We start from the raw sequence: 25,649 nt of genomic DNA, 5'->3' as shown, positions 1-25,649 counted from the left end.
AATCCGCAAAAAACTAGCGCAGTTTGATTGTTTACGAGATGCCATTGAGCACGTCTTACATTTTACGTCCTAAGTACCTTGGCGGTTGCTATATCTAAAAATTCGGGAATCTTAGCCTTTCGGCGTAAATGCAGCACCCATTCCAAATAAATGAAACGCTTACGCTATATTCATTTTGAATTTTGAATTTTGAATTTTGAATTCCGCCTTGCGGTACTAGGCTTCTGTATCCATCTCAGCATCGTCATCGTCATGATCATAAGGGATATCGTCAAGGTCGATCATTTCTGAAATTTCTTCTACTTCATTTAGATACTCAGATTCTTGATGTTCACGCTCGATTAGACGACCAGTTGACTTTAGCCATTCTAAGAGAATAAACTCATTACTTGTACGAATTACAGGCGCTCGCTGGTTACGAGGTTCTTCACGCAAGGGACTTATAGGCATAAAAAAAACTCACTTTTAATTACAGGTTAGCGTACAAAAACATCAAAATTGTACATTAAGGTTAAAAGCCTTGTCTAACAAGCCTTTTCTCAACAGATGAAATATGAACCATTGAGTGTTTCATCAAACTTATTGATAAAACTGCTACTCGCAGCATGGAGATAATCCTCAGAGTATAGTTCTTAGTACAGAATTTCATAAGTTCATAGCGAATTAAAATTGGCAAAACTCAGCGCCCCTCTGCGCTTCCCCCTGCGACGGCAGTCGTTCATGGGGAGCCACTGCGGTGGACGGGTTCCCCGGCATAAAGCAAGTGGCGTGGAAACCCCCATCGCTTTTAGCGTCTCCCCTTGGGAGAAGACTGCGCTGCCTTCCCTTTGCGTTTAAAAAAGCTACGAATTTCGGAAATGCTGTACTAGTCAAGCACCTAAGATTTGTTTCTTACAAGCCCCTATCTCAAGTCCGTCTACTTACCATTAAAATGCCTTCGCGTCAGTCCTAATAATAAATCTTCAAGCGCGGGCCCAATCTCACAAGGCATTTGGTAGCTTGGGGAGAGTTTCATACATATTAGAGGGTAATGCAGACAGTCTGTTCGCTACAGCGACTGCATCAGCTAAGTTGCTAAATTGACACCGGACAATCTCTTGTCCATTTCCTGAAGGGAAACGCTTCCTAGCTTTATTAGATACAGCACAAATTATCGCTAACGCTTTGGCGAACCCATCTTTTGTCAATATTGTTTCTTGAGCGAACCCTTCAACAGGAATAAGGCAAACCTCAAACCGATAGCCCGGCCGGGGAGAAACAGCTATGTCAATATATGGTTTATCTTCTTTTCTGATTCGGCGTAAATATTTGGCTGTCGAATTAGTATCATGCAAATCAGTCCCAAGGGCGTAAGTAAAGAAACAATCTTCTGTGAGGGATTCAGGACGGTTAATTATATCCGTTGGCATAAGTTCAAGTACTATCCGTATGTTGTCTGGTTTTGCGACACACTTTACTGTCCATTCTTATTGGCACGTTTTTTGACAGTGAGATGTATTCAGTTTTATGCGAGGTATTCCAATACAGTTCTGCTCACTAAAAATTTCAAGTTTTGGAGTGCTGAAGAGTCTCATCTCTAAAGGTCTTAGCTCTATTAACTTTGAGACTTAATCCATACTTTCAGAACACCTGTTCTAGGTCATTATCTTCAACTTTATTGGGCCTGATTGGGTAGATTAGCAATATAAACTGACATAAAACACCTTCAAAATCAAAGAGTGTAGAGATTTAGATTCGGAGAGGCGTCTATCATAGTCAGTTACATGACCGAAAATATTTCTCAACTACCTAACTATACCATAGCTGACGGTTGAACTTTTTTTAACTATTCCGACCGATAGATATTCTATCACCAAGAACAGTAAGGTTGTATTCAATTGTGACATTTAGATAACTAAATCTTATGGGTGTTAAGTAGTTCTAATTTTTACCTAGCGAAATTATAGAGAGAGGATATAGCGTTTCCGAATCATATGAGGTACATTATAGTCCCCTCCTCGCTTGCTCTTAGGGGATTGGGGGTGGGGTTTTTGTACCTGACTCAACTGAGAACCGCTATGAATACTGATTGCGATCGCATCATCTTATAAAGTAGGGTGGGCACCGTTTACCATTTACCATTTACTCAAACCCTTCTTTTTAGCTTATAGGCACTGCCCATCCTACGGTTATTTAAAATCTGACAAAATCTCAATTATTAGCTTAATTAAAAACCCCATATTTCAACAAAATAAATTCATTATAACCACAAAAAACTGGTTATGATTATTCAAATATGTTACTATTTTTGTAGTTTTCAGACAACTATTTTTCTGAAGGAGATAGTAGTTTCAAGAAGTAGCCGGGTGGAATTAAACGTCAAATAAAGTGTGATTGCAAGCAAAGCAATCCCCAAACCTGACGATCACTTCAGCTCGTAGAATCTGGGAATGCTTAAAAGCGATCGCAATCACAAACTCTCTGATATTTATACCCATTTATTTATTGCCTTATATTTTCTAAAAATTAAGAGCATCTTTACGAGTTATTGACATAAATAATCGCCTAAATAAATCCCCAGGATTGTAAATATAATCCTGGAGCATCATCTTCATATCCTGTCTAATATATTTATAAATCGAAAGGAGGCAAGGGCGGTTAAAACCAAAAACGGGATTCACGCAATTATGGATTCAATACATCATTCATGTAAGTATTGACAACACCTTTAGACAGAGTTTTAATCGCAGCTGGAAGAGGAGCATAGCCACGAGCTGTAGCTATATTGTCCGCAGCGGTGGTTCCTAAAGCCCAGCCGATGAATCCTTTAATCCCATTTGCTACCTTAACGTCTGCGTATTTGTCATAAAATAGCACGTAAGATGCGCTAACAAGGGGGTAAGCATTTGCAGCTGTTGGATCAGTGACTACAAGTTTAATCCGCCGAGGACTTCCATCTTGGTCAGTCGCACCGACAAAAGCATTTCCAATTGAAGTTGGTGAGATGGGGTTGTAAGTAACTGCCTTGTTCTGTAAGAGAGCAGCTGGCAGACCATTAGCTAACCGCGTAGAATTATCCACATAACCAATTGCACCAGCAATAGTTTTGATCTTGGTGGCTACACCTTTACTTCCTGAGGCAAATTGGAAATTGGCTGGCCAAACAACTGTATTGGCTGGTATTGGATTGGGTATACCACCAGCTTGAGCAATACTTATTTCACCAACTCCTCTGTTCCATGTAGCACCAAATACCGCCTTGAGATGACTGCTTAAAGTAAAAGTGTTAGCACTATTGTCACTACGATGTACTACAACGATGGGCTTATTTACTGCAATTATTGCGCCGCCATTATCTGCTTTAATTTTGGCATCATTCCAATTTGTGATGGTGCCGTTAAAAATACCAAGGAAAGTAGCTCGTGAAAGTTTAATTCCACCTGCTGGTACATTTAGACCAGTGAGGTTGTAAGCTAACGCAACTCCGTAGGTGATCACAGGCACTTGGATGGGGATACCAGTATTGGGACCTGCACTAAGTTTTTCTGTTCCTGTTATGGGGTCATCAGTATCTGCAAAAGAAACTGGGGGATTGATAGTTGCCCCAATCGCGGGTGGTGGGGTTTGAGTGAAAAAAGCTGTTACGCCTACACTACTATTAATCGAAGCATATCTGAATGTTACGAGCGGATTGACTGCTCCTGGAGGGTTGAGGGTTGAAGGATTTCCAACACCGTAAGTGTTAAACCATGAGCCTTGTGGGGCATAAGGAGAGATAGTTCCTGTACCCACAAACAAAGTATTTATACTGCCTCCACCTGCACCATTTATGGAGGTTACTCCAGATGGGGCAGGAGTGGTGGAGGTCTGAGCTAGAGATTTCTGAGTAGCGGATTGACCTACTACTAAACCAATTGTGATGGCAAATAGAGAAATTGAACTTGCCAAATGGGTCAATTAACGATCGCGATAAAAAGCCATGTCAAGCTGCTTCAAATTAATTTCCAGTTCACCACCAGATCAAATCAGGATAAGCGCGTATTGTCAACAAGAAAGCCATAATCTCAATAGACCTCTTGTATAAATCAAAAATAAAAACCCACCCCGCAAAAGCTACCCTTTGTCTCCCCTAAGAGCAAGCTCTTAGGGGTTAGGGGTGGGGTGTTAGGGACTTTTGCAATAGGTCTAATGAAGACCCAATTAATCGCATTAAACTTCGCTTATTGATCAGAAATTAGGCAATTGCTATTAGCCTGTAGAAATCAACCGAACCATAAATCTTTATTCTATGGTTGACACATTAAAGGTATGTTTTGTCAATGCCATTTGAGATGCGCTTACCCTGCATATCAAATCCAAATCAAGTGTCAAACTGGCGATTATAAATAACCTTAGCAGTATGCCACAATCTACTGCTAAGGTGCGAAGTAAAGAAAGTCAGGATTTCACGAATCTTTTAGGACTGCTATAGCTGATAGCTGTTAAAATTTGCCAACAAAATTAACAGATGAATTCTCCAATAGGCTGCTAGGTCAATTTCTAAACCTACGGAACAGAACCATATCCGAGAGATGGAGCTAAAGCTTTTGCAGCTGTAATGAACCCTTTAAAGTCTAAGTCTGAGTAATACAAGAAATAAGTTGCTCCGGAAATGGGATAAGCACCTGCACTCTTGGGATCGGTCAAGTTATCAATTCTAGTCAGCTTAGTACCGTATGTTACAACCTTCCCATCTTTAATAGCCGCTGTAATTGAAGCTGGTGAGACAGCAATATACTTACCTGCCTTGTTAAGTAAGAGTGCAGCAGGTAGCTTTTTAGTTAAACGGGTAGCATTATCCACATAACCAATTGCACCTTTATTACTTGTGATCGCAGTGGCTACACCTCCGCCACCAGTAGCACCAATGAAAGTGCTTGGCCAACTAACAGTTGTACCCACTCCTCTATTCCATACATTAGCTGCTGGAACACCTGGAGTCTTACATACAGTATTGAGATGACTGCTTAAAATAAAAGTGCTACCACTTGAGTCAGCACGACGTACAACTTTGATGGGTACATTGAGTGCTATTTGGCCACCGTTATCTGCATTAATGCTCTTATCGTTCCAATTTGTGATGCTACCGTTCAAAATACCACAGTAACTAGCTCGTGAAAGCTTAAGTCCACCTGCTGGTACAGTAAGACCACTAGTGTTAAAAGCTAATGTGATTCCGACACCTACCAGAGGCACTTGGACGTAACCACGACCGCCAGTAACTTTTTCTGTTCCTGCTACGGGGTCGTCACTATCTGCAAAAGTGATTGGGCTAGGAGTACCAGCTGGTGGGGTTTGAGCGAAAAAAGCTTTTAACCCTGCGCCACTACCACTTGGAGTATATGTGAATGCGAACTTCGATTTTAGACCTGCAAATAAAGCACTTACAGTAGTTGCACCTGCACCATTACCTACAGAGGTCGCAGCTAGAGATACAAGAGTAGCAGATTGACTTACTACTAAACCAATTGTCATGGCAAATACAGAAACTGAACTTGCCAAATGGGTCAATGGACGATCGCGATAAAAAGCCATGTCAAGCTCCTTCAAATTAATTTTCGGTTCAACACCTTATCAAATTCAAATCAAGTGTCAAACTGGCGATTATAAACAACCTTCTATAAGCCTATAAGCACAACAAATTGGCATTAGAAAGGTTATTAATAAATCAATAGTTTACACAAAACGCTGAAGAATGTAGAGCAAATTAAAGGCAAATCCTAAAGATATAGAGTGCATTAAGCTATTCCTAATTCACCCTATTACTTACATGATTATTTGCTAGCTAAAACCTCTACATTTCCAAAGTAAGTTTGTATAAATAAACATTCAATGGCTTGAGAATAAGGGAGTGGTTACTAGGTACTATGAATCATGCCTCAATTCCCATTCTCAGTCTCTTATTCAGTTTTAAAAAGCCATGTTTAATTTTACCCACTTCCTTATTTGGGATAGCAATTTTATCTGAATTATGAAAATCACTTTCTTTAATGTAGACGGGCAGCAGTTTGCCACAAGCTACCGCTAAGGTGCGAAGTAAAGAAAGTCATAATTTCACAAATCTTTTGGGACTGCTATAGCTAATAGCTGTTAAAATTTGCCAACGAAATCAACAATATAATCCTAAGGTAAAGCTGAAGTCATGATTACATTATGAAATGGTTAAAAAACTGAAATATATTTCTGGAGTTTAGAGATGTTTGAAAAGTGGTTTTTGTAGCGCTTTTTTATTAATTCGCCAGAGTAAAATCTAAAAATTTTGCTTACATATAGTTTTACTTATTAAGCTTTTTTTTAGAGGTCTTAATAAGTATTTAATAGAGTTTACGCAGTTTACAAATGAACCAGTGTGTGTATCAAAGAAAATACGTTGTTTCAGGATTTTATCAATCATCCTTTTATTAGTTGTGTAGGCGCAACACAACCAAGGTATCGCAAAAAAAAATAGCTGAAAAATCTAGCTATAATACCATAAACTACATATTTTGTGTTTTCTGTCAACGGGTAATTTGTCGTATTTTTTTTGACAATTAACCAATTTATAAACATTCAGAATTTTTAGGCAAAAGGATAAAGCGTGGTGTATTTAGTGCTATCGACGATAAACTGATTAACGCGTATGTAAATAGTAGTGCTAACATGATCTGCAAAAGTATTCCCAAAGTCCTTTGCAGATGGGATACTGTAGCCACTGCGTTACAACTTCCCCAAAGTTGTAGTAATTTATGTAATACGTTATAGTACGCAAGGTAAGGATAAAACCTTACAAAAGGGTTAGTTGGAGGAATAAAATGTTTTCTATAGAACTTGTAACTATGCTCCCAAGTATTGTCTCGCGTTTCTACCGGATTCTCCAACCTCTAATTGAAGCAAAAGCACCGGGATAGAAAAAGTATAGGAGGACTGTAGCAGTTCTGCTTTCAAGCTCGAAACCTAGTTTCTCAAGCCACGCATACTTACCTTGTTAAACCAAACTTAATATTTTATTAACTTAGATTAATAAAAATTTATATACAATGTAAGACCTTACTGCAAACTTCATAATTTCATTAAAAATGAATGTTCAATCATGTTAAATTATAAATAACTGTAAAATTTTAGACAACCAACACTCATAGTACGCCATAGGAAAATTAGCAAATGTCTAGACAAAGTTCTCACGAGAGAAACTTTTTCAAAGCTTTAACTGGTAGTGCAGTCAAAGGATTTCATAACTTAAGACTGGGACTGAAATCTGGCCTGATTATTCTGGTTGAATCTGTACCTTTTTTGATTGCTTGTGCTGTACTTGTAAGCGTTATCAGCCTAAAAAGTCCTATCCTGCTCTTTTGTTTACTAGTTGGTAGTTTAATTACAGTCATCACCCAGCAAATTGGGGAGCAGGTGAATTTACCAAGGCGATCGCTAATATTATTACAAATTTTAGCAGCAGCGATCATTCTGAGTTTATATTGGTTAGACTGTTTTGCAGCCCCCGCACAAGCACAGTTTTTTGGGGAAGCTGAAAAGTTTTTCAAAAGAACCTTACAAAGTGGTACAGGAGCAAATGCTGGTGGTGGCGACACAGCAGTAAGTTTGATATTTAACGTGTTGCGGGCAATTTACTTACTCTATATTGCAATTTCTCTGGTTGGTGTGATTAACGCAGTGCGTAAAGATGAAGATTGGCAAAGCATTGCCAGAACTCCCCTATTGGTGGTTGTTGCTGTTACCATTGCTGATGTACTCACACGCTTTGTAATTGGCGATACCAATAAATAATTCAGATATTTCAAATGTCTCAAGAGCGGGAACAAGAATTTCGTCCAGTTAATCAGGTTCTGGGAAGCCAACCTTCATTAGGACCAATCCCTGCCGATCAAATTCTTCCTTGGACGGTAATTGCCTTAGCCTCCTATTTTATTATCAATGGAATTTTGGGTGGTATTTTCCAAGAAGAGTTTCAAAAATGGTTGTGGACAGTACTAATGACTGGTTGGGGAATCGGAACTTGGTGGATCTTAACTGGTGGTAGGAGTTGGAGTTTTTTAAGTAAATTTATTGGCGTTCCCGCTTGGACAAGAGGCTTTGCTCGTTATCAAAGCTTACTCGTAGTTAACCATGAAGCAAAAAATCGGAAAACAAAGCGTCAGCGTCGCCGGAAATGAAAGTAGATTAACACCATTTGAAGATGCCTTGCATTTGGCGACAATGTTACGTGTCGCAATGAATGGACGTGATATTGGCGCTTACCTTTTGACAAAAGGTACTCAAAAAGATCGGTTCTGCTTTGTTTTTGGTTTTGACTGTAAGGGAATTCATACCACTTTAAGACCGGAACAAATCGATACACTTTTTAATAACATTGAAGCCGGATTGAAAGATATCCCTAGCGGTGAAAGAATGACACTGCATTTGGGATCTTTTAGTTCAGACAAAGAGCGCCAAAAAGAATTAGCATCACTAATCAGAAATACGCCATCACGAGATATCAAATATTTGCTGATGGCGGAAAGAGCTAGAGTCAAAGAACTGACTATTTCTGGTGTTCGTAAGCCAAAATTTTTGCGGATTTATGTCACTTACACCATTGAATCCAACTCCAAAAGTGGAGATGATTGGATAGAGAAGCTTTTAGTCAGAGCTGAATCATGGTGGTTGAAATTCAAAGGTGAACTATCAGAAGTAGAAAACCAGCGCATTGAAACCTTAATTACAAATGCTTACAAACAAGGTTTTCTCCGTTGGGAACAAATTTTATCTAACCAAATGGGATTGGATGTCAAGCCTTTGAAAGCTGATGAACTCTGGGAGGAAATCTGGAGAAGGTTTAATGATACAGACCCAATAGATATTCCCCAGTTAATGACTTTAGATGAACAAGGACTGCACGAGCAAGTTAATTCCGATTTAGCTAGTACTAAATTGCTTATAGACAATATCCACGGCACAACTTTGCTGATGGAATCTAGCATACCTTGTGCCGATCGCCGTTGGGTTAATGTTAACAATCGTTATATTGGCGCACTGTCATTTCTGGAAAAACCCGGAGGTTGGGTAAATAAATCTAGCCAACTGCGCTATTTATGGGAACTATTGGCCAGAGAAACAGTAGTAGATACAGAGATTTTTTGTGAGTTGACTGCCGCAAATCCAGCAATGGTGAAAACTACTCTGCAACGAGTGCTGAAGCAGTCAAACATGACGACAATTATGGCTCAAGAAAAAAGTAAAACCATTGATGTCAATGCTCAATTAAAGTTAAAGAAATCGGTAGCAGCCCAAGAACAATTATTTGAAGGTGCAGTCCCGATTTATACTAGTGTCGTCATTTTGGTGCATCGTCCAACTGTAGATAAATTAGATGAGGCGACAAGATATATTGAAAACTGTTTTCAACGTCCAGCAAGAGTAATTAGAGAAACTGAGTATGCCTGGAAAATTTGGCTGCAAACTCTGCCGATAGTTTGGGAAGGTTTATTAGCAACACCCTTCAACCGTCGCCAGCTATATTTAACAAGTGAAGTTCCCGGATTAATGCCTTTAGTTTTAACTAAAAGAGGTGATAAACAAGGCTTTGAGTTGATTGCTGAAGAAGGCGGAACACCTGTACATTTAGATTTATTTAATCAACACAAAAATTTAGCCTTGTTTGCCACAACTCGTGCTGGTAAATCAGTGTTGGTATCAGGGATTTTAACTCAGGCTTTGGCGCATGGCATTCCTGTAGTGGCGTTAGATTTCCCCAAACCTGATGGGACATCTACTTTTACTGACTATACAGAGTTTATGGAGGGGAATGGAGCGTATTTTGATATCTCCAAACAATCGAATAACTTATTTGAACAGCCCGACTTACGATCGCTAGATCCAGAACAACAGCGCGATCGCTTCCTCGATTATACCGCTTTCCTAGAATCAGCTTTAATGACAATGGTTTTAGGATCATCCACTGAAAGTCAAATTTTATCGCAAACCGTGCGATCGCTCCTCAACTTAGCTTTAGAAGCCTTCTTTGCTGATGAGGGTATAAAACAGCGATATATACAGGCGATGGCGGGGGGATTTGGCACTCAGGCTTGGCAGAAAACCCCTACCTTAAAAGATTTTCTCTATTTCTGTTCATCAGAACATTTGCAGCTAAGTTCTTTAACTGGCAGAGTCGAAGATGCCCTCAGTCAAATTCAGCTGCGCTTGCGGTTTTGGCTTTCTAGTCGTGTGGGACAAGCTATTTCTGCACCATCCAGCTTTCCCACCGATGCACAACTTTTAGTTTTTGCGCTCAGAAACCTATCAGATAATGAAGATGCAGCCGTACTATCTTTGAGTGCCTATTCAGCCGCACTACGACGCGCACTCAGCAGTCCAGCTTCTATATTCTTTATTGACGAAGCACCAATTCTATTTGAATTCGAGCAAATTTCTGACTTAGTGGGAAGAATTTGTGCTAACGGCGCTAAAGCCGGTATCAGAGTCATTTTATCAGGACAAGATCCTGATACCATTGCCAAATCTAAAGCTGCATCTAAAATTTTACAAAACTTGACAACACGATTGATTGGACGGATTCAGCCAGTTGCAGTGGATAGTTTTGCAGACATCTTAAAATATCCCCGCCAAGTTATTTCTCGTAATGCCTCAGAAAGCTTTTTTCCCCGCAAAGAAGGCGTTTATAGCCAATGGCTACTAGATGATAACGGTATTTATACATTCTGCCGTTACTATCCAGGTTATGAACAATTGGCGGCAGTTGCAAATAATCCCTCTGAACAAACTGCACGTAGCAAAATGATGCAAATTCATAGCAATAAATATGAAGCCATTTCTGCATTTGCACGTCAGTTAGTGGCTACTTTACGTGGTAGTTAATTGGGTTATGTCAGCAGTTAACAGTGATTCAAAAAATTATAAATCATAGTTAAAAAGCTAAATTTCTGACTCACTACTTAATTTCGTCTACCTTTTTCACGCACAAATGTATGCAAAAAACTACCATTTTGACTTTTACGTTACTATCCCTGGCAATCCTACCAGCAATAGCACAAGTTCAGACGGGATTAGGCCAAGTTTGGACTGATTTTCAATCATATTCCACAGATTTGCAAAACTACCTTCAATATAATCTCAGCGATAACTTAAAGCCTCTAGAAGTACAGAGTCAAAATGCTCTGAGTGGTGCCAAGGGAGAATTGAATATACCTAACCCTGTTGTTGCGGGACAAAAGGTTCGTGATAATTTGATTCTCTACTCTTCTAGTTCAGACTCTAAATCAACCCGCTTTGAAAATAATTCAGCAGTACGGGGAAATTTAGTTAGTAATGAACTCAATCGTGTAATTACCCGTGGAGCTGCGGCAAGTGTTCTTGGTGAAAATGGACAAATTCGGACAAAAGCAAAGTTAGAAAATACTGAAAACACACTAAAAAGTATTGCCGATATTAGCGACGAGGCGGAGGTAGGGAGCAAAGGATTTATTGATAAAGTTGGTAGTTTAATTCCGAAAGCTGCTTCTAATGCAGCTGCTACTGCTGGAGATGTTGCAACTACCGGTGCTATTTCGGCTTTATCACAATTAATTGGTGCTACTCAATTGCAAAGTATTAAGATTCAACAGGCACAATCAGAAATTGTCGGTGAAACATTTGCTCAGACAATACAGATGAATCAGTCTTTACAATATTCTAATTTAAATTTAGCAAATATTTCTCAACAGGCAGAAGAGGCGAATCGCGCTCGGAGAGTAGAAACATCTACAGAAGCGGCGCGACTTTTACGAGCTACTTCTCAACTAGATTTATTTGGCAGAAAAGTTGAGAAGTAAGATTTAGACAATTTTTAAAATCCTTAAACTTCTTAGGGACTTCCAAATAAAAAATACTTAACTACTTCTTGTGGGGTGGGCGACACGAGCGCCCGTAGCCAAGGCAAAGACTTCGGCGTGAGCGCTCAGTTGGCAACGCCGGCTCAACAACCATCGACCTTACAAACCAACAGGAAGTCTAAAAAACAGTTTTCTAGGGTGCCTTAGCGACAGCGTAACGCACCGAAAGCATCTGGGATGGGTGCGTTACGTTCCTAACGCACCCTACGAAATCTAAAAAAACAGCCCATAAACTCAAAATGCAACTTGCTATTCAACTAATTTTTGCCCAAGTAGGCATTGATCAGATTGTCGATAATGGTGCCGCAACCTCCCGAAGTATTGCCGCAGGTTGGGACAAACAATGGCTGGATTTGTTGCAAAATAATACCAGTAATAACTTGTATGGAGCGCTAACCAATCTGGGTATTTTTTTTGCGGTAGGAACCCTGTTATTTTTTATGATACAATTCCTCAAAGACTTAATATCCTACGAATATACCCGTCCCATATCAGCTTTGATTTGGCCTTTTATTGTGGTGATCCTCTTAAATAATTCAGGCAATGGAAGTATCCTTTCTAATCTGACACTAGGAGTGCGGAATTTTCTAAACACTGTGAATCAGCAAGTATTGGTAACAGCAGATGCGAATAAAATATACCAACAAGCACTGAATATGAGTGTTGCCGAAGAAGTAGCTGGTTCTTTCCTGCGTCCTTGTCAGTCGCTTACTGGCGAACAACAAAGTCAATGCTTTGTCAAAGCTGCGGAAAAAGTCAATACTCTCTGGCAGAAATATAGAGATACATACGGAAACAAAAGCTGGATAATTAGACTACAAACTAAGGTAGATAATATCAGATATGGCACTGGGATTGTATCCGAAAGCTCATTTAATTCTTTGTTAGGTTCTACAGTCCAAACAAGCATCAAAAACTTTTTAGTTTCTTTACAATATGCCTTCCAGAATTTGATAGAAGCGACTATGTTGCTGATAGCGGCTTTAGGTCCTCTGGCTGTAGGTGGGTCTTTACTGCCTGTAGCTGGTAAACCAATTTTTGCATGGCTGACCGGATTTTTATCTATTGGAATCGCCAAGATTTCATTCAATATTATTGCTGTGCTGACTGCCGCAGTTATTGTGAATGGGCCAGGTCAAGATGTTAATGTTGATCCAGACTTAATGTGGTTCATAATTTTTCTGGGAATTTTAGCACCAATTTTATCGTTAGTTGTGGCTGCTGCTGGCGGTTTTGCAGTCTTCAGTGCTATCAGCAATACAGCTTCTTTAGTCAAGGAAAGGATATAGAAAATTCCAAATTAAAAATGAATAAACTCAATTTTGGCAAGTGTTGTAACTAGTGACTATATGCAAAACATCATATATAGTAGCTGAGGTTTTTTTCAGAAGGAGATCAGGAAATGGTGCGTTTACTGGAAAAAAGACAAAGAACGGGAAGTGTCTTAACAATTTTTGCGATCACTAGCTTCAGTTTACATATATTAGTTTTACTTTTATTTTTATTCCAAGGGATAAATATTCGCCAACTCAGTCTGAGAAAACCTCCCAACTTTGTGCAATTAATCGATGGTAAACCAGTAGGTAACATTGATGATTTAGCAAGACAACCAGAAGCAATTCGCCAATTCATCAGTAAAACGATGATATCAATGTTTAGCTGGTCTGGAACCTTACCACCACAAACTATCGAAGAAGTTGCAAACCCAAAATCAGATTTAGGAATTCTTATTCAAACATCTCAAGGGGGTAGCCAAAAGATTAGTACCACCAGTTGGGTAGCTAGTTTTGCGTTATCAGAAGACTTTCGCAAAGGTTTCTTAAGCACAGTTGCAGAAATGACACCACCAGAAGTTTTCTCTGAAAATCCCAACCAAATTATGACATCACAATTAGTTATTAAGCGGGTTTATCCGCCAAAACAAATTGCACCAGGTAAGTGGCGAGTGGGTATGGTAGCCGACTTAATTCAAAAAAACCGAGTTGGTGGTGCAAAACTCATAACTCCTTTTAACAAAGATTTCCTTGTACGTGCAGCAGATTATTTCGGGAATCCACAAGCCGACAATGGTACAGACCTGCAAAAAGCAATTTATAGTGTCCGCGCTGATAGATTAGAAATTTATGAAATTCGTAACTTATGTTTGCTAGATGGCTACAACAACCTGAATGAAGATAAATTAAAGCAGTGCGGCTCTGGACAAACATCTGATAGTTTTATCAGATAATCGATTTCTATTTCAATGACTCATAGTTCAATTTATATAATCAATTATTAATGCAACTACTCAAACCAGAAAATAGGAAAAATAGTCCATTACCACTGTTGGTAGTAGGAACATTTGGTTTACATCTATTTACCTTGCTTTTACTAATATTTAACGGGTCTATGTTACAACAGTTAAGTAGGCAACTAATACCTCAAAGTTTAGTGCAACTTGTTGATGGTCGGACTATAACCGTAGACCCCCAACCAAATTTAGAGCGACAGCCAGAGGCTATTCGCCGCTTTGTGGGTGAAACTATGAGCTTAATGCTTACCTGGTCACAACAACAGCCGCCAACACAAGTCTGGGAAATTACTTCCCAACTGGTAGCTGATGATTTCAAACAAAAACTTAAGTCAGAAATTACTAACTTAAGTCCAGATAGCCAATTTGAAAATGTTAATAGAGGAGCAGAGAATGTATTAGTAATCGAAAAAATTTCTCAACCTACAGAAATAGACAATGGAAAGTGGAAAGTGGAGATGTTTGCCAATCAATTAGTTTTTAGTAGTTATGATAAGTTGGGAAAATCAGTTTCCTTTAATAAACAAATTTTAGTTAAAGCAATAGAGCAGCCAGCAACTTCACTACCAAATGCAGCACTACCGTTGCACTTCGCAGCTTACCGCCTTGGTGAAGCCAGACTAGAAATTTATAAGATATGTGAAATCGAAGATCAAAATTGTTCTGTAAATCCAAACAAAGCTTTACCATGACTCGATACTCAATTCCTACGGAAACGCCTGCCCAAAATGGATTTACTCTAACCACTGACGATCACCAACCAGAAGTAGAATCTTTAAATTGGGAATCACAGATGTCAAGGTTAGTCGGCTTTGAACAAGAATCTTCTACCGATACCGAAGGAGCAGAAGAGTCTGTAACAGCGCAAGAGTTTCTTTCTCAACCACAAGAAGTTCAGACTAAGCAACCCTTCTCATCTAATCCCTTTGCAAAGTTAGCCTTGGTAGGAGCCGCTACTTTAGCGATAGTTTTGGTAGGTGGTGTGTTTTTGTCCAAGTTGATGACTACCAGCAGTCAAAAGCCAAAAAATATTGTTTCTCCAGAAGCGCGATCGCAGCCTATTTCACCTTCTAGCTCTCAACAGCTAGCAGGTGAAGTAGATACTCTGAAAACGAAATTAGCTCTGACTGAACAAGCACAGTTGGTAAAAGCTGCCCAACAACAGCTCAGAATTGCCAAATCAACGCCGACACTAGCATTACAAAAACCGTCAGTTTCTTCCAAAGATCGTGAGAAAGTGATACCAACACCTCAAGCAACAGTTTACGTACCTCGGACAGTGACAGTTGAGCGCGTTGCTCCTGTACTTGCTGCTCAACCTTTGCTATCACCCCCGGTACTAAACACTCAACCGGTAGCCAATATAACTCCCCCATCTCCACCAAGCCCACTTGACGAGTGGAAAAGATTAGCAAAGTTAGGTAGCTATGGTCAAGTAAATGCTACCAATCAACCGATCGCATCTGCTCCTGAACTTCCAAACAATCCGCAGCCGCAGCAACAGACACCAAACCCCAATCCTAACCAAACCACTCCTGCTCCTGCCGTGAGCCAAGCGCAACCGCAGGGACAGAAAACCGTACCAGTCGGGAATAGTGCTAGAGCTGTGTTAGCGACAGCGATATTTGGGGAAAGTACTACTAAATCAAGCGGTGGTAATGAAGAAGGGGAAGCGAAAAACGTATTTGTGATCCGATTGACAGAACCGCTAAAATCTACGGATGGTGCGATCGCTGTACCTGCAAACACCGAATTTCTAGCTGAAATTCGTTCACTTTCCGAACAAGGTCTTTTGCAGATGAACGTAGTTAAAGTTATCTCGCACTCTAATGATGGCAACCTTACAGAACAAAGCTTATCCAACAATGCAATTATTCTTCGCGCTACCCAAGGTAAACCTTTAATCGCAAATAAATTTCCCAGTTCAAGTTCGTCCATAGCATCAATGGATGCAGGACTATTCATTTTGGGAGGTCTTGGTAAAGCAGCAGAGTTAGTAAATCGTCCTGATACCAAACTCGTGCCATATACTATATCATCTTCCAATGGCACCATTGATGGCGAGTCAACCAACAACAACACCAACAACAACACCAACACCAGCACCAGCACTGGCCTTACTACTATCACTGAGAACAGACGCAACCTTGCAGCTGGGGTTCTGGAAGGTGGTTTGAACTCTGTAGTACCCCAAATTGCCCAACGTAATCAACAGGCGATCGCCCAAATGTCACAACAAACTAATGTTTGGTTTTTGCCAGCAGGCACAAATGTTGAAATATACGCTAATCAACCAACTCAGTTTTAGGAGGTAGGATTTATACCAATTTTAGATTTTGGATTGGGTAATGGTAATTGGTAATTAGTTTTCTTTTCCTCTTTCCCATCTCCCTTTGTTCTATCTACCAATCTCCCCATTCACAATCATGAAACATAATCCTAAATTGTTAGGAAATATCTCAAATGATTCTTATTTACTACCTATAGCTTCCTTAACTTTCTCGGTTGCTATGTTCTTGTTAGTAGGCCGTGCTTTAGCTAATAACGCCGTTCTCCGCTCCATATTTTCCTGCCAAGCACAGGGTTTAGGGGGACTAATACCTACTGTCAAAATTTGGTATCAAGAAGGAACCAACTTAAGCTTTATTCCGGCAGGGGAAGTAATTAAAAAAGTTTGGTTAAACGATCCATCACAGGTAACTATAGATTTTGATGGACCGGTATGTATGCAATTTGGTCAAGAAGCTAATAGTAGTTCAGGAGATTGTAAAAACTCCGCAGCGAATGTAATTCAACTCAGACGAATTAAAAAACTGGACATTCCTGGACTTCCTCCTACTAGCAATACACTTTTAACAGTTGTTACCGAAGGACAAGGTAAAAATAAGTTGTATACTTTTCGAGTGCTATATGGAACAGATAACCCTGAATATCATACTTTAGCAATTTTTCCCGATCCTTCCGGTCAGGAAGGAGCTTGCGCGAGAGTTTCACAATAAACCTGGACTTACGCAAACAATAGCCGAAATCCTGATTTTCTTCTTAGGGGATGTTCATTGGTGAGAGGTTAAGACAAAATGATTTTTGTCAATTATTAATAATGCTCAAAGTTAGCTGAAATAGTGAGTATTCAATTTATATCGCAATCCGATTTGATTACCTGAAAAAATCTAAGTATATGTAGTAGCGTGTATTTCAAAAATCAAATATGAGTCCTATATAGCACAATACGCTTGTGTTAAGGATAATTGTAGGTTGGGTTGAAGGTCGCCAAACCCAACAAAGCATGACAAATGTTGGGTTTCGTTGCTCAAACGCCACTTGCTTCTCCCAAAGGGAGACGCGCAAGGGACAAGTCGGGAAACCGCAAGGGCGCAGTGGCTCCCCAACCTACACAGTTTAAGGTTTTTGGCGCTAACCCAAGCGTATTGCTATATAGCAGCTAAGTATTACAGCAATTTTCTTTGTTTATAGACCACAGGCAGAGAATGGGGAATGTTGTATTTCAATCAATTGAAAAACGTCATAACTTAACCCTATTGGCTTACTCAGGCATTTTCGCCCACATCTTTATAAATCTTCAGATAAAAAGTAACCACAAATTTTAAATTCGTGTAAATATAAAGAAAAGCTTAAGAGGTTACAGACTCATGGTCAGTGCCAAAATGATGCAACAGCTCTGGGCTGTAATCGAGTCTACCCAGGTCAGCACCCTCCTTCAGTTTGACGATGCTGCTTTAGTACAATTGCTCCTTCAGCAGTTAAAAATTAAGCAGGGGCTTGATGCTCAGGCAGATAGCACCCTCAATACTTATATAAAATCTAAACTGCCCCTGATTCGCGATACAGCTGAAGGTCGATTATCTTTCGGGCAAGGCGGCAATCATTAGTAGGATAAATCAAATAATTGCTCACTGCCAAGCATACGCTCAGAGTTCAAACAGTTGAATATTAGGAATCACTGGCTAGTAATTGCCCTAATAGCTTATCTAATTGGAGCAGCGATTGAAGGGGTGAGTACAGCTAGTCAGCTATCTCATTCAGTGCCAGAATTAGCTAAAAGTACACAAGCTCATCCTTCAGAGTCTGCCAGTGAGCCTAGTTCGAGTTGGCGAGTTGTGGCCGCCATCGCCTCAGTAAGTATCTGTGGAGCTTTTTTGTGGCCTTGCCGCCTTTTCCACCGTTTAATTAAAGGTAAGGTTAGTTCGTAAGCTTAACCCCGACTGAAGCACAAGGGCAAAAAATATATCTATTTGCGGTTGGTCAATTATGCAGTTTGTTTTGGTTCTGTCGCTACATTTTGCCCAATTTTTGGCTCCGTTCCCGCAAGCAGTCGTTCAATATTAGTGCGATGGCGCAAAATCACATATAATCCACCGGCAATCCCAAACAGAATATAGGGTAACGGTTGATGCAAAAGTACCATGAAAATGGAAACTGCGATCGCACCTGCAATTGAACTCAAAGAGATAATCCGCGATATCGCCACAACGACGACAAACACACCTGCTGTTGCTAAACCTACTTGCCAACTCATTGCTAACAAAATCCCCAAGCTGATAGCAACAGATTTACCACCAGTAAAGCCCAAAAAAATTGATTTACTATGTCCCAGGATGGCAGCTAACCCAGCTATAGTTACTATCCACGGTTCCCACAGTTGTGCATCTACCGTCGGAGGGATATAATTTTGAATCTGGGCAAAATTGAACAACCAATAAACCAGAGCGATCGCTAATACTCCCTTTAAGGAATCTAGTACTAAAACTAATGCTCCTGCCCCTTTCCCCAAGGTTCTTAGTACATTAGTTGCGCCCGTGGAACCTGAACCAACTTCTCGAATATCAATACCTTTTAACTGCTTCACAGCGATATACCCAGTGGGAAAAGAACCCAGCAGGTAAGCTATGACCACAATTGTGACGCACAGAGTTAACCAAATAGCCATAATACAATTCAAAATTCAAAATTTAAAAAAGTCAAGAGGTATTACTCTTGACTAATGACCAGTGACCAATGACTAATGACCAATGACTCATTTAAAAGTCATCATCATAGTTTCTCACTATTTTGGGGTCAGGGGCAAAGGCTAACCACAGGGGAAATTGCAGCAGTGACAAACTGATTTGCTCTTCTGAATCATCAATGATAATTAAGGGCAATTGATTGGCTTTCGTCAATCGGTCTGCTTTCTGAGCGACAGCATCAGATGCCTCAAATAATACCACACCTCGGTCTGGCCCGAAATCTGGGCGACCGATTCCCAGACAGTCTTGCAAGCCGCGCCGCCATTCACCTAATCGCTCCGGTGTATTAGCTAAGACTAAAGTACGGACGCGATCGCCATACAGCTTGTGTAATATCGAAATTGCGGCTGAGGCAATCAGAATATTCTGTAAGCGGCTACCCATTGTCCGCAAACCACCCCGTCCCCCTTGGGTAAAAAACCAGTTGGAGACTCGTTCAGCGTGGACTGGTTCAAAGGTACGACGCAGTTGCCACGCCGCTCCGTAGTAATCTGGTTTATTGCGGTATTGGTCAATTAGGCGGCGAATTTGCTTTGTAGTATCTTGAAACTGCTGTTGGGCAAATTGCGGTATTCCAGGTTGGGGTTCAACTGGTTTAGCCTCTTTTACAGATGGTTTTTCTCGTTCTACCACACTTGGTGTCAGTTGCAACTGTTCAGCAGTAGAGGCCAAATCCTGTAAGCTACCCGTGAGATAATCTTTAAAACCCTGCACCCGAATTGCCAAGTCTTGGGATGCACCTGCAAAAGTGGTTCGCATCTCGTTGCGAATACGTTCTTGGCGGCGTTCTAGCTGTTCTACAGAAATTTGCAAGGTTTGTTTGCGTTGTTCTAACTGCACCAGCGACTCTTGCACGAGTCGTCCCAGTGAAGTTTGAGTTTCACTCACTTGTGCTTGAAGGTTTTTGTAAGAAGCTTGCAGCTTGGCTATTTCTTCCTTGAGAGCTACTTCAGCGCTCTGCAACTCTGCCACTCGCTGCTCTGCTTCTGCATATAATGATGATCCTATTTCTGACCCCAGTGCGGCATTTTCCGGTTCCGACTGCGCTACAAACTCGCCATTTGAATTTTCTGTTAGCTCTACTGTAGTATCTACCACTTCTGCATTAGAGATGAGTGGCTCAAAAGTTGTGTAGTCTTCTGACGAGCTAATGGCTCCTGCTTCTACCACTGACTCAACAGATGGATTTACTGGATGTTCAACTGCATTGTTCTGTTCTTGTTTTTCTGCCAACCGCTCATCAATTGGTTCTGGGGTTTGAGATGCCTCTGGGTTCATAAACAATAGTGTAATTCCGATGACGCGAATAAATAGCTTTCAGAAATATTAGAATTGACCTGCCATAAAAGTCCTGAGTCATGAGTGCTGAGTTTAAAACAAAACGACTCAGCACAGATGGCACTCAGCACTAAAGATGCGGACAACGTTGTTCTAAGCAAGTTTTCAAGGTGTTGGGGTCAAATAAAATCGCCAAAAAGTGAATACTTTTAATTTCTTTAAAGTAAAACAGGATGGGGACTACATTCCAAAATATCCGCCAGTTTTGCCATTCCTGGTAGGGAAAGCGCCGAATCAATTTTTCGCCTCTGTAAATATCTAAGTCGGTGGCGGTAAATTGCAACCGCAGCGTTAACGCCTGAAACATGAGAAACAAACCAAACAGTGTGAAAATCAAGCCTACCCACGGTTGTACCAACAGTAGTGGAATAGCGGTAATCACCAACACTATAGGTATATTGTAACTAGGCTTGAGTTCCACAGTTGATGTGGAGTTAGAAGTAAATGAACTGGTCACAATCTTAAATCCTGCTTTATTTAGTAGGCATCTCTCCTATTTTAGGAGTCAGTCAGAACTTAGGAGTTATGAGTTAGGAGTGAGGAGTTTTAACTCTTAACTCCTAACTACTCACTCCTCACTTTTATAGGCTTAGGAATGCACTGCCAGTCCCCTGAAACATTAACCAAGAAAGAAAGAAATTGCTCACAAATATAATCAGCAAAGCAGTCACAACCGCAGTTGTGGTTGACTGTCCTACACCTTTGGCTCCTCCTGTTGTCGTTAACCCCCAACTGCAACCAATTACAGCGATTAAAATGCCAAAGCAACACGCCTTAATCATGGCGCTAAAAATATCCCAGATACCAAGAAAGTTACGGGCTGAGTCTATAAATACCGTATCAGACAGGTTGTAGATATTTGTCGCAATGATGAATCCCCCGAACATCCCTGTTATCAAAGACAAGAGGGTTAAAATTGGTAGCATTAAACAGCAAGCAAGGACGCGGGGGATAACTAGGTAATCGATTGGATCTGTTCTTAACATCAACATGGCATCGATTTGTTCTGAAACCCGCATGGTACCGATTTCTGCTGCAAAGGCAGAACCGACTCGCCCGGCCAAAACCACTGCTGTCAACACGGGAGCGAGTTCTCGTGTCAACGCTATAGAAAGAACTCCGCCGATAACGTTTCCTGCGCCAAAGTTGATAAATTCCCGCGCCACCTGAATGGTAAACACGGCGCCAACGAAAATAGCCGTCACCAAGGCAATAAATAGGGAATCTGGCCCAACTGCTGCCATTTGTTCTAAGGTGTTGCGCCGATTGATTTTGCCCCTCAATAGGTGAACTAGTACTTGCCCACCTAGAAAAATCGCCGCCAGCAATCGCTGACTCCATTCTCCTAAACTGGATTTGGATTTAGTCTGGTTCAATGTTCTGTAGCTAACTCGGTAACTGCCTTAAGAATAGCGGAAGTCGTTGGCAATGGGAATTGGGAATTGGGAATTGGGAATTGGGCATTGGGCATTGGGCATGGGAACTGAGGAGAAAGACTTGCTGCAACCTTGCTCCTCTGCTCCCCCACTCCCTTAAGAAGACTAAACATTAACTTAGATTAAAGATATTCTCAGAAAATGAAGCTGTTATTAAACGTGCTGCAAATCAATAAATAGGTGCTAACCTTGGCTTTAACCTAGATTTTGCAAGGGTTTTATAGATTTAATTCATTTTTTATATCCCCAGCAGATGCTGTAAGTCGTAGCCGTTTATTTTAATTAAAACTTAAGATTTTTGACAGATTCTCTGCTCAGGAGCGATCGCACGTATTGTAGAAATGACAAACCGCTATCAGGCTGTTGTCATCTCTACTCACGGAGTTTGTCTTAAAATGACTATTTTCACCAACTTTCTCCGCTCCCTACTACTCACGATCATTTTTAGTTTTGTCGCTCCCATGTTCCTAGTTGGCGCCGGATTGCTGCTTCTATCCCTCCTCGGTCACTTCCCTGCCTTACAAGAGTTAACTGAAGCGATCGCTACTCAGATTATCCTTTTTCTCGTCACCTTTGGCAGTGGAACTCCCCTACGCGGATTATTTGTGATTAGCTTGACCTGTAGTTTCGTCGGGGCATTGTTTGATATGTACGCTTATTATCGGTGTCAAATTTTACGGATTGATTCATAGGTAGTGGAAATAGCTTCCTCAGATGATCATGGGCTGTAGAAGAGAGAAAAAAGTGATATTTCCAAAAGTGAAAGTACTACTGGTCTTAACCTAGATAGAGATTACTGTTGCTAAATGAATTTTTATTCATTAAATTGAGTAGCGAAATTATTGATTAAATACTTATTATTTATTAGTTATTAATTACTGACTGACTACTACTTCAGGTGTGTAGCCCTAGCAAACTAATTCTCAAAAAGTTAAAAAGAGAGAATCTCAAGGGTTTTGTAATTTTTAATTCCGCAAAACAGCTAAAATAGTCTGAGCTAAATCATCACGTTGAACGCTAAACTAGAGTTTGACATTTTGTGTTAGCTGCAATCTTTAAGGACTTGATTAGCATTCATTGAGAATATCAAATAAAACTCACTGCAAAATATAAAAATTTCCTTAAAATCGTGATCAGCACAATGCCTGCTCATGTTTCTTAACAGAGCAAAGCAGGCCGTCTGACCGTTGGGCATCTTATATTGAATTTATTACGAGGTATGTTGACAACTCATGGTTTGGCCGTTTAAGCCCAAGTTTAAAAAACAAATTGCGCGGATTGAAATTACTGGTGCGATCGCCGGTGCTACTCGCAAACGCGTCCTAGAAGCCCTAAAAACTGTAGAAGAAAAAAAGTTTCCGGCATTATTGCTACGTATCGATAGTCCTGGCGGTACAGTCGGAGATTCCCAAGAAATCTACAGCGCCCTGAAGCGTTTGCGCGAAAAAATCAAAATCGTCGCCAGCTTTGGCAATATTTCGGCTTCTGGAGGAGTCTACATCGGCATGGGAGCCGAACACATCGTCGCTAACCCAGGTACAATTACGGGTAGTATTGGTGTGATTCTGCGTGGGAATAACTTGGAACGCTTGCTAGAAAAAATCGGTGTTTCCTTCATGGTAATTAAGTCTGGCCCTTACAAAGACATTTTGGCTTTCGACCGGGAACTGACTCAACCAGAAGCAAACATCCTGCAAGAGTTGATTGACACAAGTTATCAGCAGTTTGTCCAAACGGTAGCTGATGGCCGTTCTTTAGCAGTAGAAACGGTGAAAACTTTCGCCGATGGTCGGATTTTTACTGGACAGCAAGCCCTAGAGTTGGGTGTTGTAGACCGCCTGGGTACAGAAGAAGATGCCCGTCGTTGGACAGCAGAACTGGTCGGTCTTGATCCGGAAAAAACTCTCTGCTATACCCTAGAAGAACGTAAACCCTTATTGAGTCGCGTTCTACCAGGGAGTCGTCAGTTTTCATCAGGAATTGGGGCTGGTATTGATTGGCTCGAATTTGAAATGTCTACTAGTGGTTTACCGTTGTGGTTATATCGACCCTAATATGAGTTAGGAGCGGAGCCGGAGACGCTCCGCCTCCGGTTATGAGTGAGAAGTTATGAGTTAAAAATCTTAACTTCTCGTTCTTAATTCCTAACTCCTCACTTTTGTGTTTTAAGGAGGATTTTGGCGTGGAGTGGCAAATGCGGGCTATTCGCGGAGCAACAACCGTTTCAGAAAATACCGTTGAGGCAATGCAAGAAGTAGTGACAGAACTACTAGATGAATTGGAAAACCGGAATCAATTCCAGCCGAGGGACATGATTAGTGTGACTTTCTCAGTGACACGGGATTTAGATGCTATTTTTCCAGCTGCGATCGCCAGAGCGCGTCCTGGTTGGGATAATGTGGCCATGTTGGATGTGCAGCAAATGCACGTCGAAGGTAGCTTACAGCGCTGCATTCGGTTCTTAATCCACGCCTATCTACCAGCCTCCGCCTCAATTCATCATATCTATTTACGCAACGCCGCTAGTTTGCGTCCCGACTGGAGTTTGCCCCAATCATTACAAGCATCACAGCCAGCAGTTAAGTCAAAAGTGTAAAATAATTACATATAATTACGCAAAATCCACGTAAAAAAGCAGAAAACAAGCTATTAGGTCGGTGAGGCTGCCGCTCAACCTACTGCTATTAGCGAGTTCATGGTTTTTCGACCTCTGGTAATCAATATTCCCCATACATATCCGTTCAGCCAAGCCGCTCTCGCTTCATCGTCACACTTTTGCCCAGCAACAGCCTATGAATTTCTCGTCAGCACGACAATATTTTTACCAGGAGATTCAGCAGTCTGATCAACACATTGACCTAGCAAAGGCAGCTTTGTATATTGCACAAGAAGAATATCCCAACCTAGATCCAGAGGAATACCTCAATGCTCTTGATACAATGGCATCGGAACTTCAAGAACGCCTGCCTTCTTCACGATATCCTTTGCGGATAGTTCAAAGTATTAATCAGTATCTCTACGAAGATTTAAATTTTTCTGGTAATAAAACTGACTATTACGACCCGCGTAACAGCTTTTTCAATGATGTAATTGACCGCCGATTGGGGATTCCCATTACCTTAGCACTGATTTACCTGGAGGTCGCCCGACGGATTGATTTTCCGATGGTGGGTGTGGGAATGCCAGGACATTTCCTAATCCGCCCGGATGTTCCAGATATAGAGATTTTCGTCGATGCTTTCAATGGTGGTGAAATAATATTTGCTCAAGATTGCGAAGAACGGCTGTCTCAACTTTATCAGCAACCTGTGACGCTACAAGCAGAATTTTTAGCCGTAGTCAGTCATCGGCAGTTTTTGGCACGGATGCTGACAAATTTAAAATTTATTTATATCAAACAACAAGATTTAGAAAAAACGCTAGGAGCGGTTGAACGAATTTTGTTGCTGTTTCCTAATTTAACTTTAGAATTGCGCGATCGCGGTTTGATTTATTATCAACTCGGTTACTACCCCCAAGCTATAGACGACTTACAAAATTATTTAACAAAAGTTCCTGATGCCGAGGATGCATCTGTGATTCGGCAGTTACTTGCTAAGTTGGGTAAGAATGGTTGAATCAAAAATGCTGTATCAGCACCATATTGACACAGCAGTGGTTAGTTAAATTAAACGGCTGA

23 protein-coding genes are annotated in these 25,649 nt (G+C 40.8%); 15 read left to right on the top strand and 8 right to left on the bottom strand.

The window, feature by feature from the left end; genetic code table 11:
- Positions 1–216: 216 nt before the first annotated feature.
- The 4 genes from V7K36_RS28925 to V7K36_RS28910 form a co-directional block, all read right to left on the bottom strand.
- Positions 217–450 (bottom strand): DUF3134 domain-containing protein, encoded by a 234-nt coding sequence (locus tag V7K36_RS28925; RefSeq protein WP_334826017.1) that lies wholly within the window; start codon positions 448–450, stop codon positions 217–219.
- A gap of 530 nt (positions 451–980) precedes the next feature.
- Complete coding sequence (locus V7K36_RS28920) at positions 981–1,409, bottom strand: hypothetical protein (protein ID WP_335121093.1); 429 nt, start codon at positions 1,407–1,409, stop codon at positions 981–983.
- Positions 1,410–2,664: 1,255 nt separating this feature from the next.
- Positions 2,665–3,936, bottom strand: coding sequence for a substrate-binding domain-containing protein (locus tag V7K36_RS28915; RefSeq protein WP_335121091.1), 1,272 nt, complete (start codon positions 3,934–3,936; stop codon positions 2,665–2,667).
- Between the two features lie 588 nt (positions 3,937–4,524).
- Positions 4,525–5,553, bottom strand: a complete 1,029-nt coding sequence (locus V7K36_RS28910; RefSeq protein ID WP_335121090.1) for a substrate-binding domain-containing protein — start codon at positions 5,551–5,553, stop codon at positions 4,525–4,527.
- 1,605 nt (positions 5,554–7,158) lie between these two features.
- Here V7K36_RS28910 and V7K36_RS28905 point away from each other — a divergent pair.
- The 11 genes from V7K36_RS28905 to V7K36_RS28855 all read left to right on the top strand — a co-directional run bounded on the left by V7K36_RS28905 (position 7,159) and on the right by V7K36_RS28855 (position 18,380).
- Positions 7,159–7,779 carry a hypothetical protein gene (locus V7K36_RS28905; RefSeq protein WP_335121089.1) on the top strand — a complete coding sequence of 207 codons (621 nt, stop codon included), beginning with the start codon at positions 7,159–7,161 and terminating at the stop codon, positions 7,777–7,779.
- Between the two features lie 14 nt (positions 7,780–7,793).
- Positions 7,794–8,165, top strand: coding sequence for a hypothetical protein (locus V7K36_RS28900; RefSeq protein ID WP_334939512.1), 372 nt, complete (start codon positions 7,794–7,796; stop codon positions 8,163–8,165).
- Positions 8,119–10,866: a hypothetical protein gene (locus V7K36_RS28895; RefSeq protein WP_335121088.1), complete on the top strand. Its 2,748-nt coding sequence runs from the start codon at positions 8,119–8,121 to the stop codon at positions 10,864–10,866. Before V7K36_RS28900 ends, V7K36_RS28895 begins: the two co-directional genes overlap by 47 nt.
- A 110-nt stretch (positions 10,867–10,976) precedes the next feature.
- Complete coding sequence (locus V7K36_RS28890) at positions 10,977–11,819, top strand: hypothetical protein (RefSeq protein WP_335121087.1); 843 nt, start codon at positions 10,977–10,979, stop codon at positions 11,817–11,819.
- Between the two features lie 299 nt (positions 11,820–12,118).
- Positions 12,119–13,168: a hypothetical protein gene (locus tag V7K36_RS28885; RefSeq protein WP_335093867.1), complete on the top strand. Its 1,050-nt coding sequence runs from the start codon at positions 12,119–12,121 to the stop codon at positions 13,166–13,168.
- A gap of 113 nt (positions 13,169–13,281) precedes the next feature.
- On the top strand, positions 13,282–14,106 hold the full coding sequence (locus V7K36_RS28880; protein WP_335121085.1) for a hypothetical protein: 825 nt from the start codon (positions 13,282–13,284) through the stop codon (positions 14,104–14,106).
- Positions 14,107–14,156: 50 nt separating this feature from the next.
- Positions 14,157–14,861 (top strand): hypothetical protein, encoded by a 705-nt coding sequence (locus V7K36_RS28875; RefSeq protein ID WP_335121084.1) that lies wholly within the window; start codon positions 14,157–14,159, stop codon positions 14,859–14,861.
- Positions 14,858–16,477, top strand: a complete 1,620-nt coding sequence (locus tag V7K36_RS28870) for a hypothetical protein (protein WP_335121083.1) — start codon at positions 14,858–14,860, stop codon at positions 16,475–16,477. Before V7K36_RS28875 ends, V7K36_RS28870 begins: the two co-directional genes overlap by 4 nt.
- Before the next feature lie 118 nt (positions 16,478–16,595).
- Positions 16,596–17,168 (top strand): hypothetical protein, encoded by a 573-nt coding sequence (locus tag V7K36_RS28865; protein WP_335121082.1) that lies wholly within the window; start codon positions 16,596–16,598, stop codon positions 17,166–17,168.
- 651 nt (positions 17,169–17,819) lie between these two features.
- Complete coding sequence (locus V7K36_RS28860; protein WP_335121081.1) at positions 17,820–18,059, top strand: hypothetical protein; 240 nt, start codon at positions 17,820–17,822, stop codon at positions 18,057–18,059.
- Positions 18,060–18,119: 60 nt separating this feature from the next.
- On the top strand, positions 18,120–18,380 hold the full coding sequence (locus tag V7K36_RS28855; protein WP_335121099.1) for a hypothetical protein: 261 nt from the start codon (positions 18,120–18,122) through the stop codon (positions 18,378–18,380).
- Positions 18,381–18,436: 56 nt separating this feature from the next.
- Here the strand turns inward: V7K36_RS28855 and plsY are convergent, their stop codons facing one another.
- The 4 genes from plsY to V7K36_RS28835 all read right to left on the bottom strand — a co-directional run bounded on the left by plsY (position 18,437) and on the right by V7K36_RS28835 (position 21,910).
- Complete coding sequence (gene plsY / locus V7K36_RS28850; protein WP_335121080.1) at positions 18,437–19,117, bottom strand: glycerol-3-phosphate 1-O-acyltransferase PlsY; 681 nt, start codon at positions 19,115–19,117, stop codon at positions 18,437–18,439.
- A 91-nt stretch (positions 19,118–19,208) separates the two neighbouring features.
- Positions 19,209–20,474, bottom strand: a complete 1,266-nt coding sequence (locus V7K36_RS28845; protein ID WP_335121079.1) for a DUF3086 domain-containing protein — start codon at positions 20,472–20,474, stop codon at positions 19,209–19,211.
- A gap of 130 nt (positions 20,475–20,604) precedes the next feature.
- The gene (locus tag V7K36_RS28840) at positions 20,605–20,991 is read right to left on the bottom strand and encodes a DUF3119 family protein (protein WP_335121078.1); all 387 of its coding nucleotides are present in this window, start codon (positions 20,989–20,991) and stop codon (positions 20,605–20,607) included.
- Between the two features lie 124 nt (positions 20,992–21,115).
- Complete coding sequence (locus V7K36_RS28835; RefSeq protein ID WP_334826001.1) at positions 21,116–21,910, bottom strand: MlaE family lipid ABC transporter permease subunit; 795 nt, start codon at positions 21,908–21,910, stop codon at positions 21,116–21,118.
- A gap of 455 nt (positions 21,911–22,365) precedes the next feature.
- Here V7K36_RS28835 and V7K36_RS28830 point away from each other — a divergent pair, with 455 nt between their 5' ends.
- The 4 genes from V7K36_RS28830 to V7K36_RS28815 all read left to right on the top strand — a co-directional run bounded on the left by V7K36_RS28830 (position 22,366) and on the right by V7K36_RS28815 (position 25,587).
- Positions 22,366–22,662, top strand: coding sequence for a hypothetical protein (locus V7K36_RS28830; protein ID WP_335121097.1), 297 nt, complete (start codon positions 22,366–22,368; stop codon positions 22,660–22,662).
- A 540-nt stretch (positions 22,663–23,202) separates the two neighbouring features.
- Positions 23,203–24,024 carry a signal peptide peptidase SppA gene (gene sppA, locus V7K36_RS28825; RefSeq protein ID WP_334939491.1) on the top strand — a complete coding sequence of 274 codons (822 nt, stop codon included), beginning with the start codon at positions 23,203–23,205 and terminating at the stop codon, positions 24,022–24,024.
- 128 nt (positions 24,025–24,152) lie between these two features.
- Entirely contained in the window at positions 24,153–24,566 is a 414-nt protein-coding gene (aroH, locus tag V7K36_RS28820) for a chorismate mutase (protein ID WP_334825997.1), read from the top strand.
- A 196-nt stretch (positions 24,567–24,762) separates the two neighbouring features.
- On the top strand, positions 24,763–25,587 hold the full coding sequence (locus V7K36_RS28815) for a SirB1 family protein (protein WP_335121077.1): 825 nt from the start codon (positions 24,763–24,765) through the stop codon (positions 25,585–25,587).
- Positions 25,588–25,649: the final 62 nt, after the last annotated feature.

It is taken from the genome of Nostoc sp. (assembly GCF_036919555.1).
Taxonomy (GTDB): domain Bacteria; phylum Cyanobacteriota; class Cyanobacteriia; order Cyanobacteriales; family Nostocaceae; genus Nostoc.
Note: the sequence above shows the minus strand (reverse complement) of the source record. Positions and strands in the feature narration are given on the sequence as shown.